The organism is Microcystis sp. M_QC_C_20170808_M9Col, assembly GCF_007095495.1.
GTDB classification, from domain to species: domain Bacteria; phylum Cyanobacteriota; class Cyanobacteriia; order Cyanobacteriales; family Microcystaceae; genus Microcystis; species Microcystis aeruginosa.
The window spans coordinates 1-9,865 of the sequence record NZ_SFBZ01000001.1 but is presented as its reverse complement, the minus strand read 5'-3'; the positions used below and the strand labels follow the sequence as shown (position 1 = coordinate 9,865).

The following is a 9,865-nucleotide window of genomic DNA, read 5'->3' as shown; positions in this document are numbered from 1 at the left end:
ATGATTTTAGTGCATTAAAGAGGGCAAGAATGTATGCTCCTGTGGGGACACCCCTTGATGAAATTATTCGTACTTATTGTGTCGCCTAGTGTCTCGTTCTTATTTGAAATAACTATACTTTTTAAGGTGGCTCCTGTAAAATCCGCCTCGGTTAAATTGGCTTGAAAAAAGGATGTGCCACCAATAGCAGCAAAGGCTATCACAATTTTACGCAACCAAGGATCGCGGTGTTCTTGTTTAAGGGTCAGCCAACCGAGCCAACAGAAAAGTAATGTCAAGGCTCCGGCTACGGCTCTGGCTACGGCTCCGGCTACGGCTCCGGCTCCGGCTCCGGATACGGCTCCGGCTCCGGCTCCGGATACGGCATCCTCTCCGGCTGAGGCTACGGCTAGGGCTACGGCTCTGGCTACGGCTACGGCTACGGCTACGGCTCCGGCTCCGGCTCCGGCTCCGGCTACGGCTAGGGCTACGGCTACGGCTCCGGCTCCGGCTCCGGCTACGGCTAGGGCTAGGGCTAGGGCTCCGGCTACGGCTAGGGCTAGGGCTACGGCTCTGGCTACGGCTAGGGCTAGGGTTACGGCTAGGACTCCAGCTACGGCTCCGGCTAGGGCTAGGGCTACGGCTAGGGCTACGGCGAAGACTACGGCTAGGGCTACGGCTCCGGCCAAAATATTTTTACGCCAAGTGACAGCGCAAAAACAGATGAGAAGAATTAAGATTGACCAACCAGCAACTTGATTTTCTGTACTGGATGAATCAAAAATTAAGCCCACCAGATAAGCGGCTGCGGAGGAAAAAAAACTCGAAACCACAATTAACACCAAAGCCAACCCCAGCAAAATCACCAGCCACCGCTTCTGCAATCCCGCCTTCGCCCAGGTAAACTTCACCCCTGTCAAATTCGCCCGACTAAAATTTGCCCCGCGTATATCACAACCACTGAAATCCGCCCCCGCTAAGTCCGCGCCGCGAAAGTTACCACCCCGCAAGGATTCCCCCCGGAAATCCCGCCGCCCGTTTTTGTACTGTTCAATAACTGCCGCTGCCTTCATCGCCTACGAAATTGCCATACTATGCCCTCAATCTTACTACAAGTCAGAAAGCGGGTTTCTTGAGAGAATCCGATTGACACTCCCACCCCAGCGCTTCGGGATTCTTGGTTCAACGAGTCCACGTTCAAAAACCTGGCATTTTTATGGGCAATCGCGTCAGGTTCCACACCTCGCGTTCTAGAATATATCTGGATTTCCCCCATAGATATCTACTACAATAGCCGAAAACCCCTATCTATCAATGGATACACCCATTAACCTTTCTTAATCTACTAAGTAATTTTCTATGGAGAGTTAAATTATGTCGTCAACTGCCTACGAAACTGATTATAATCAATGGCTAAAAGAGACGGTAAAACAGTTACGAGAGCGCAATTTTGAGCAGGTGGATTGGGATAATTTAATTGAAGAAATCGAGAGTATGGGGAAAAGTGATAGACGAGCTTTAATGAGTCTGTTAACCCGTCTTATCGAACATCTTTTAAAGCTGGCTTATTGGCAAGAAGAAAAAAAACGGTCAGGTAATCATTGGGCGGCAGAAATAGTCAATTTTCGCGCCCAAATTCAGCATCGTTTAGAAGATAGTCCCAGCTTACGGCCAGAATTAGCAGCCATGTATGATAAAGTTTATCCGGTGGCGATTAAATCAGTTTCTCAGCTTTTTTCCCTCAATTCAGACGCTCATATATCCCTCGAACAAACATTAGATGATAATTGGTTTCCCCCGGCTGAAAAATAGTTCTTAATTAGGAGTAATACTAAAGCTGAATAAATGTGAAATATAAACGAGATAAGGGTTTTAGTGTCCTGTTTCGCTCCCACAGGTGCAAGATTTTGAGAGAATCGTGGTTCAAAACCTTGGGTCTTCATCGGCCCGCGTCCTGTAGGGGCGAAGCATTCGGGCAATAACCTATGGTGAAACCGTAGATTTTCTATCCGAATGCTTCGCCCGTACTTTTTGCCGCAAACCCTAATCAGTTTTTAATAACCAGATTTAGTATAATTTGCATAGTCAACAGCTTACCCACGACTATAAAATTAGCATCCATCTTGCGGGGGTATTACCCTTGTTAATACCCCCTATTTTTGGTCTGGTATAGTGTTAAGCTTCTCCTGTGATTGATAAACCCTCTACCCAAACGTAGGGACAAACACCACTGGGAGTAATAACTGCTTCCGGTTCCAGATAAACAATCGATTTCAGCAGTGTTAAAATATCCCCAGCTACGGTAGCGGAATCGATGCTAATGCGCTCATTTTTGTTCACTAACCAACCGTCAAACGGCAAAGAGAAGGAACCTTGTAGAGAATTAACTCCTGCATGAAGTGCCTGTAAACTATCAATTAACACCACATTTTCTGCTGTTTCCAAAGAATAGCTTTTGGGTTGATTAGCACTAGCAAAAACGTGATAAAAATGGGGACTAACTGTTACTTTTGACCCAATGTTACCGTTGCCAGTCGGTTCCGTATTCATCCGTTTAGCGGTAATCGTGCTATGGAGAAAATTACTCAAAATCCCCTCTTTAATTAATTCCACACGACGGGTGGGAGTGCCTTCACTATCAAAAGTTTCTGCGGCAACATTAGCTGGATGGAGGGCATCATCACACAAATTTAAGGCCGTAGCGGCGATTTGTGTTCCCAAAGATTCAGGAGTAGAAAGACTCTGTTTATCAAGGACATTTTGGGCATTAAACAGATTAGAAAATGCTCCCATTAGACTCAAAAAGGCGCGGGGGGCAAAAACCACTAAATATTTACCCGTGGTAATCGGTTGATAGTCCAGATGGCTAACAGTTTTGGTAATCGCTTCCTCGATGCAACCATCGATATCTAATTTTTCCAGTCCCGGACTCACCCGAAAAGCACCAGCGCTGCGGGGTTTTTTGCCTTCCTGTTCGGTTTTGGTGTATAAATACACACTGGCATAACTACGCGCTTCCTGACGCATTGCCCCGTCGCTATTGAGATAAAAACGTCTGACCTGCTGTTGTCCCAAACCGTTATAGGGAACACTGGCAATAGCCGGATGGGCCGCTAGTAAGGATTTTTCGGCGGCTAATAACTTATCGATGAGAGTGGATACAGCTGCTTGATTATACATTTCGCTGGCCACTTCTGTGGTAGGTGCAGTGGCGGCAGGACTAAAATCGGGGACATTTTCCTTAACACCAAAAAAGCTGGCTTCTTGGGCGGTTTTCAGGGCTAATTGCAGTCCCACCGGGTCCACATCGGTGGTCGAGGTGACACCGACTTGATTATCCCGATTCCAGACGCGAACGATAACGCTGGAACGATTGGAAGCTTGTACCTGTTTGGGTTCCCCTTGAAACACATCCACATCGGTTTCATCGACAGAAGAACCATAGATGTCGTATTTAGCAATTCCTAAAGCTTGGGCGCTAGAATTAGCGATTTGGGCGATATCTTCAACTTTTGGCATAGATTTTTTTTGGTGTTGGAGGATTTTTCAGTTATCAGTAAACAGTAATCAGTAATCAGTGAAAAGAAAGCTCAGAACTTGCCACTTAACAGTGTCCACTGAAAACTCAAATCTGATAACTGATAGCGGTCAGCCGTAAGCTGGATAAGTAGGGAGGCACAATTATTTGTAGGATGGGTTAGCGGTAGCGTAAACCATGCGGGCGTTGGGTTTCATGCTTCAACCCAACCTACGTTCTGAAAACTGATAACTGATAACTGATAACTGATAACTGATAACTGATAACTGAAGAGAGATTGGGCCAAGTGGTGACAATAAAGACGATAACGGCGGCCGTGGCCAGCATAGCTTTGGCAACGTGACCGATAACCGTGCCGACGACGATACCGACACAGACTTTTAGGGATTGTTGCAAACGGGGGGTTAATTCCAAATCGCGACGATAGGCGTATTCTCCGACAAAAGCCCCGACCACAGGACCGACAAATAAGCCGATAATTGGGCCGCCAATGGGTAAAGCCGGTAAAAGCCCGAATATTCCCGCTAATAAACCCACTACTAGCCCGATTTGACTCCAATTGCTCGCCCCAACTTTTTGGGCGCCGAGATAACTAGCGAGGAATTCCACCCCCAGACTGAGGAGAAGGACAACAAAGGCCACGGTTAAAGCGACCCCCATCCCCGCGAATTTGGTGACAAAACCCCACACCAGCATGGCGATTAAAATCAAACTCATGCCGGGGACAGCGGGCAGCAGTTCGCCAATTATCCCCACTATCATGATGGCAATGAGGAAATAGTAGAGAATTACTAAAGTCATGATTAACGACCGCCAACGGTAATAGAATCGACTTTTAAATGGGGTTGACCAACAGTGACATAAACGCTACCACTGACGGAACCGCAAAAACCCGCCGCTAGTCCTAAATCTTGGGAACACATAGAGATTTTATTCATAATCTCCTTGGCTGAACCGATTAAAGTCGCGCCTTTCAGGGGTTTAGTCAGGTTGCCATTTTCGATAAGATAGGCCTCCTCGACGGCGAAATTAAATTCCCCGGTGGCCCCCACACTACCACCGCCCATTTTTTTGCAATAAATGCCTTTATCGATGGAATTAAAGAGATTATCGAGGGTATATTCCCCAGGGGCGATGTAGGTATTCCGCATCCGACTAGCGGCCGCATAGGTGTAGTTTTGACGGCGACCGCTACCCGTGCGCGGATGGCCGGTTTTAATTGAACCGGTGCGATCAGCAATGAAGTTTTTTAGGATACCATTTTCAATTAGGAGAGTACGCTGGGCCGGCATTCCCTCATCGTCCATATCGATAGTACCGAAAGCTTTATCGGATAATCCTTCGTCCCAAGCCGTCAGGTTTTCGTGGGCGATTTTTTCGCCTTTTTTATCGAGAAAGGGTGTGGTTTTTTGCTCAATTTGCGTAGTTTCTAGCAAATGACCGCAGGCTTCGTGGAAGATAACGCCGCCAAATTCATTGGCCATGACGATGGGATAACTGCCGGATTCTACATAGTCAGCGTAAAGCATTTTACCCGCCGATTCGGCCACTTCTGCCGCCGATTCCTCGGCATTCCACGTCCGCAGAAAATCGGGATTACTGGTACTACCCACCCGTTTACCAATGCTAGAACGATTAGTCCCATCGGCACAGAGGAGATTATAGCCCACGGATTGGGTGAGGCGAATATCCCGGGCAAAAGTGCCATCACTAGCGGCAACTAAAATTTCTTGCCAATCGCGAAAATAAGCGGTGCGACGAGATTGGACGTGAGAGGCTTTCTGATTGAGTTGAACGTTAGCAGTTAGGAGAATATCACCCATTTCTCCCAAAGAACTGCAATTATTCAGCCAAATATCTTTATTTTTGACCGTGGCATAATCCCGGAACATTTCCAGATTGATTTCGGGAATATACGCGTTAGGACTGGGTAGGTTTAAACCGAGAATCGATAAACCTTTTTCTAGGGCATTTTTTAAGCCTTGGAAGCTTAAATCGTTGGTACTGACATAACAATCAGCTTTACCGCGAAAAAGGCGGATTCCTGCCCCTGTAGATAGTTTCGGTGAGAGACTGGTGATGGTGTCATCTTCGGCTAAACAACTGATATAGTTGACTCTTTCGAGGAAAAATTCGATAAAAGTTGCCCCGGCAGCCCGTCCCAGTCCCAGGAGAGTGGACAAAGGAGCCGCCCAAGAGCTATCAAAGCGCTCCAGACTAGGATTATATTTCAGGGTGGGGAGTTCTTTGGAGATGAGTAGAGTGGGTGACATAAAGCTCGTTTATCAGTTAATCTGCTGGTTTCTAGTCTAACAGTTCTCAGTTTTTTCCGTCTGGGGATGCGTTAGCGCCGCCCAACCCAGCTAAATTTTTCTCCTTCATATCTCTTAATAAAAACCTTGATTCGATCGCTCATCGCCCCCAAGATTAAATAAAGAGCGACTCAGGATCAAAATAATGGCCACAGCGACACAATTCTTAAACATTTCTGACTTGACAAAAGATGATTATTGTGTATTCGGTTTAGCGATTTGTTTTCTCAAACAGGAGGGAGAATTAGAAAAAGTGGCGGTGTTAGAACCGATTCCCTCGGCGGCCCTAGAGGCAATTGTCAAAGGAATTCCCACTTCCTACGAATTTGCCCGCGCCATGGCTTTAGGAGAGGTTTTTCAGGACGATAATCCTCAAATACCCAGTAATTTCCCCGATAATGCCCAATTATGCGAGAATTTTGTCGAAAGGGCGATTGCGGCCACTCGCACCTATAAAAATCAACCCCACCTGCAAGGGTTAATCCCCTTGGGCAGCCAAAAAGACGATTTAAACTTTTCCCTAGAGAAAAAACGCATCTTGAATGCTGTTCATGTGGTGCGGACGGAGGATAACGTCAAACAACATTCTCATACCCATAAGGTTTTGTAATCAAGGTGAGTTCGGGTTAGGGAAATTTTGCCGTTTTCCCTGATTCCGAACTCAGGTTATGGCAGTTATCTTAAGGGTGAGGTGTCAAGTTGTGATTTTGAGGAGTTGATGCCCAATTAAGTAGGGAGGCACAATTATTTGTAGGATGGGTTAGCGGTAGCGTAACCCATGCGGGCTGTAGTTTTGCTAAAAAGATTATAATTTGTTTTCTCAATTTAGGATTAGTAAACCATGGCAAGTATAGAAACATTATTAGCAGAAATTATTAAGGTTGCATCTCACATTTGCAGAAATAGCGACAATCAGCAATTATTGGTGAATCTTAAATTGGTACAAGTATATTAACAACTGCGTGTAAGCATCTCACCGAAAAGCAAATGCGCGAGGGGTTTGGGGGGTTCTACCCCCCAAAAGCTTGGATTGAGTCATAAAATCGAAAGTAACGCCCAATTTTCAAAGAGAGGTTCCCTTTAAAAACCCCAACTTAGTAGATTTATAAAAATGAGATGCACCCAATTATTAAGGCAATGCTACACATAAATTTTTGCTGACTGAATAAATATCTTCAAACAAATAATCCCATTGATGTTCTAGGTGTCTAGCAATGTGGTAAGCAAGCAAGGGTGGGACAGCATTACCAATTAGTTTGTAACCATCCGTAGCCGAAAGTGAATATTTTTCATCTCCCTTATTTTGTGGACGCACAAATTGAAAATCATCGGGAAAAGTCTGTATTCTCGCACATTCCCGCACAGTTAAACGTCTCATTTTTAACCCTGCTTCTAACTCATTAACTATCTTTCCCCCTAATTCTAAAGATAATCTCCTAAATTCAATATTACCGTGATGTTCCGAGCGAATAGTCGGACTTAAACCCTGTAAATTAACCTCGATTTGTCCCTGAGTTTTACCATAATGTTTAGCTTTTGAATAGCTTTTTTGTGAGAGGTCAAATAACTCATCTTCCGGTTCAGCTAAACCTGATAATATCTGACCCACTGTACTGTAAGTTTTAAGAGGATATATTGACTCAAACAGATTTAATTGATGCTTAATAACTTTATGGGTTGGATGCGGAAAAATATCATTATTTTCTAGATGTCCTATCGCTGTCGCTTTTAAATAGGTTTTATTTAAACCGATAAAGATAATTCTTTCCCTAGTTTGGGGAATTCCATAATCGGGAGCAAAGAGAAGTTTAGGGATAACTATATATCCATCTTTACCAATGGCACTAAAATCATCTTCAATTATATCTTTAACATTAGCCAAGGAGATTAAACCTTTGACATTTTCAGCAATAAAAACTTTAGGTAAGGTTAATTCAATAACTCTTTTCATCCAATAATAGAGTTTCCCGCGATTGTCCTGAAAACTATCTTCACTCTCGTCTAGCAGTTTACCCCTGTGACTTTTGTGAGAATTAAACCCCTTTCTTTTTCCTGAAACACTAAAATCTTGACAGGGAAAACCTCCCGTTACTACATCGATATTACTGGGAAACTGGAACTCTCCTTTTTCTGCTTGTTTGACTAAATCTACAATACTACCCAAGTGAAATACATTCTTTTTACCCCTTTTTTCAAAGTAGGGAATCCAAGCATTATGGGCAGCTTTAGTTATATCATTAGCAAAGACAGTTTCAAAAGTAGTGCGCGGTAGTTTTAGCCATGGTTCCCGTCTTTCTACTATCCAATCTCGATGAATATTTTCATTAACACAGTCTTGGTGTACCCAAAAACCTCCCTCTAATCCTAAGTCCATTCCCCCGCAGCCAGAAAATAGGGATAAAACTCGCTTTTGTTGCCTATTCATCACTATTGATTAAATGAGTAATTTAATAATATCACACTGATAATCAACTCGATCGAAAAGGATTAATTAAAGTTAGTTGATTGGATATTATTAACCCATCCTGCATATCTTCAGAGTAAAGAATACTAGCATCGGATGCTAAGGCACTAGCTACAATTAAACTATCCCAAAAAGAAAAACTGTATTGAGTGCGGAGTTCAGAGGCTCTTAAAATAATATTGCGATCAAGTTGAATAACAACACATCCATCGTAAAATTCTTGGATAATTTGTCTAATTTGAATTTCACTTATTTTAGCTTTTTTGGATAAAACAGCGCAAACTTCATTAATAATTTGCGTACTGATTAAGATATTTTCCCTGCTAGTTAAAGCGGTCGCTAGATTGTGTTTTCGCATTTCTTCAGCATCGTTACACTCTGGGTCTATTAAAAGACGGTATAGCCAGATATTAGAATCACAAAAATAAAGAGAATTGGTCATAATTATAGCTGATGAATTTCTTCCCGATTTAATTGACGAATACCTTTAACAGCAACGGGGTTTTGAGTTAATTGGGCAATGATTCCAGTGGTTGATATTTTTTTATTTTGTTTGATCACAATAACTTGAACTTCGCTGTCTTCCCTCAAGTCCTGTTGGTATTCTTCGGGAATTTCGATAATACCTTGTTTGATTTTGGCTTTAAATTCCACTGCATTTAACATATTGTTGCTCTCGATCGACTGTCTATTAAGATTAATTATAGCCCTCTTCTGTCAGTGGGAAGTGGTAAGTATGGCTGTACCGTTGACTGTATCTAGAGTAGTTTATTGGTATTACATTGCTTTAGCTCAAGCTCTGTAAGACTTTTAGCCATAGCTACTATATTTATAGGGGGGAAGTTCAGAAATAAGGCAAATTCGTCAATCAGAATATTTTCATGGGTGGCGATAATCTGTTTAACCCGAACTCAGGCAATGTTAAGATTTATTTTGCTAATTACTTTTTGGCTATTCTTTGCTGTATAATGCTGGTGTTGCTCTGCCATCTAATAGACAAGGTTCTCTCCACTATTGCCTGTTGTGTGAGTTGTTCCCTTTCATAATCTAGATGTTTCCATCTCTAGGGCTGGGTGGAGAGGCGGTAATGCGTCCTCAATTCTTTATCTTTAATCAGTCGCAAGATTAAGGTAAAGTGACCTTGAGCCAATTTAATTTTTTTATTGTTCCCTAGCTTTCGTTCCACCCAAATACAGTTAGCTCGCACAATCCAAGCGAGTTGATTGGTCTAGTTGTACTTAGGACAAAAGAAAGACAATGGCTAACCCGATTTTTTCCGATATATTTGACGGCAATCTCCTCGACAATAACACAACTAACGGTACTGGCATCGCCGATAATATCGTTCTTGATAACGGTAGTGACACTTCTGACGGCGGCGCTGGTAATGATTTAATCTTTGGTAATGGGGGCAGCGATAGCCTTCTAGGTAATGGGGGCAGCGACAATATTCAAGGTGGTTCAGGTAATGACACCTTAGATGGTGGGGCTGATAATGACATCCTCGATGGTGGGGCTGATAACGACACCTACCTCTTCGACACGGATCTACTCTTGGGCACCGATTTCCTA

The 9,865-nt window shown here is 43.5% G+C and carries 9 protein-coding genes and 1 pseudogene; 3 read left to right on the top strand and 7 right to left on the bottom strand.

All coding sequences use genetic code 11. The annotated features are described in order from the left end of the window. Positions 1-116: 116 nt before the first annotated feature. Positions 117-1,052, bottom strand: a pseudogene (locus EWV68_RS22025) (pentapeptide repeat-containing protein); the annotation flags it as partial. 301 nt (positions 1,053-1,353) lie between these two features. On the opposite strand from EWV68_RS22025, the gene EWV68_RS00045 reads away from it, so the two are divergent. Beyond that, entirely contained in the window at positions 1,354-1,791 is a 438-nt protein-coding gene (locus tag EWV68_RS00045; protein ID WP_271973175.1) for a DUF29 domain-containing protein, read from the top strand. A 363-nt stretch (positions 1,792-2,154) separates the two neighbouring features. Here EWV68_RS00045 and EWV68_RS00040 read toward each other — a convergent pair whose 3' ends face one another. From EWV68_RS00040 to EWV68_RS00030, 3 genes are all read right to left on the bottom strand, one after another. Next, positions 2,155-3,498 (bottom strand): TldD/PmbA family protein, encoded by a 1,344-nt coding sequence (locus EWV68_RS00040; RefSeq protein ID WP_287168395.1) that lies wholly within the window; start codon positions 3,496-3,498, stop codon positions 2,155-2,157. Between the two features lie 229 nt (positions 3,499-3,727). Then, entirely contained in the window at positions 3,728-4,318 is a 591-nt protein-coding gene (locus EWV68_RS00035) for a DUF456 domain-containing protein (RefSeq protein WP_287168392.1), read from the bottom strand. Between the two features lie 2 nt (positions 4,319-4,320). Continuing rightward, positions 4,321-5,790: a TldD/PmbA family protein gene (locus EWV68_RS00030; protein ID WP_061433339.1), complete on the bottom strand. Its 1,470-nt coding sequence runs from the start codon at positions 5,788-5,790 to the stop codon at positions 4,321-4,323. 184 nt (positions 5,791-5,974) lie between these two features. Between EWV68_RS00030 and EWV68_RS00025 the strand changes: the two genes are divergently transcribed. Further along, the gene (locus EWV68_RS00025; RefSeq protein ID WP_002757789.1) at positions 5,975-6,439 is read left to right on the top strand and encodes a hypothetical protein; all 465 of its coding nucleotides are present in this window, start codon (positions 5,975-5,977) and stop codon (positions 6,437-6,439) included. 519 nt (positions 6,440-6,958) lie between these two features. Here EWV68_RS00025 and EWV68_RS00020 read toward each other — a convergent pair. Genes EWV68_RS00020 through EWV68_RS00010 form a run of 3 tightly spaced genes read right to left on the bottom strand, consistent with a single transcriptional unit; the run spans position 6,959 to position 8,959 of the window. After that, entirely contained in the window at positions 6,959-8,254 is a 1,296-nt protein-coding gene (locus EWV68_RS00020; protein ID WP_287168390.1) for a DNA cytosine methyltransferase, read from the bottom strand. Between the two features lie 43 nt (positions 8,255-8,297). Beyond that, positions 8,298-8,735 (bottom strand): PIN domain-containing protein, encoded by a 438-nt coding sequence (locus tag EWV68_RS00015; protein WP_125730436.1) that lies wholly within the window; start codon positions 8,733-8,735, stop codon positions 8,298-8,300. A 2-nt stretch (positions 8,736-8,737) separates the two neighbouring features. After that, positions 8,738-8,959, bottom strand: coding sequence for a hypothetical protein (locus tag EWV68_RS00010; protein ID WP_002766724.1), 222 nt, complete (start codon positions 8,957-8,959; stop codon positions 8,738-8,740). Between the two features lie 591 nt (positions 8,960-9,550). On the opposite strand from EWV68_RS00010, the gene EWV68_RS00005 reads away from it, so the two are divergent. Beyond that, on the top strand, positions 9,551-9,865 hold a 315-nt coding region (locus EWV68_RS00005; protein WP_287168387.1), incomplete at its 3' end, for a calcium-binding protein.

Excerpts from the sequence above, each read along its gene's own strand:
- EWV68_RS00045 (WP_271973175.1), top strand. The coding sequence starts at position 1,354 with ATGTCGTCAACTGCCTACGAAACTGATTATAATCAATGGCTAAAAGAG.
- EWV68_RS00040 (WP_287168395.1), bottom strand. The coding sequence starts at position 3,498 with ATGCCAAAAGTTGAAGATATCGCCCAAATCGCTAATTCTAGCGCCCAA.
- EWV68_RS00035 (WP_287168392.1), bottom strand. The coding sequence starts at position 4,318 with ATGACTTTAGTAATTCTCTACTATTTCCTCATTGCCATCATGATAGTG.
- EWV68_RS00015 (WP_125730436.1), bottom strand. The coding sequence starts at position 8,735 with ATGACCAATTCTCTTTATTTTTGTGATTCTAATATCTGGCTATACCGT.
- EWV68_RS00030 (WP_061433339.1), bottom strand. The coding sequence starts at position 5,790 with ATGTCACCCACTCTACTCATCTCCAAAGAACTCCCCACCCTGAAATAT.
- EWV68_RS00010 (WP_002766724.1), bottom strand. The coding sequence starts at position 8,959 with ATGTTAAATGCAGTGGAATTTAAAGCCAAAATCAAACAAGGTATTATC.
- EWV68_RS00020 (WP_287168390.1), bottom strand. The coding sequence starts at position 8,254 with ATGAATAGGCAACAAAAGCGAGTTTTATCCCTATTTTCTGGCTGCGGG.
- EWV68_RS00025 (WP_002757789.1), top strand. The coding sequence starts at position 5,975 with ATGGCCACAGCGACACAATTCTTAAACATTTCTGACTTGACAAAAGAT.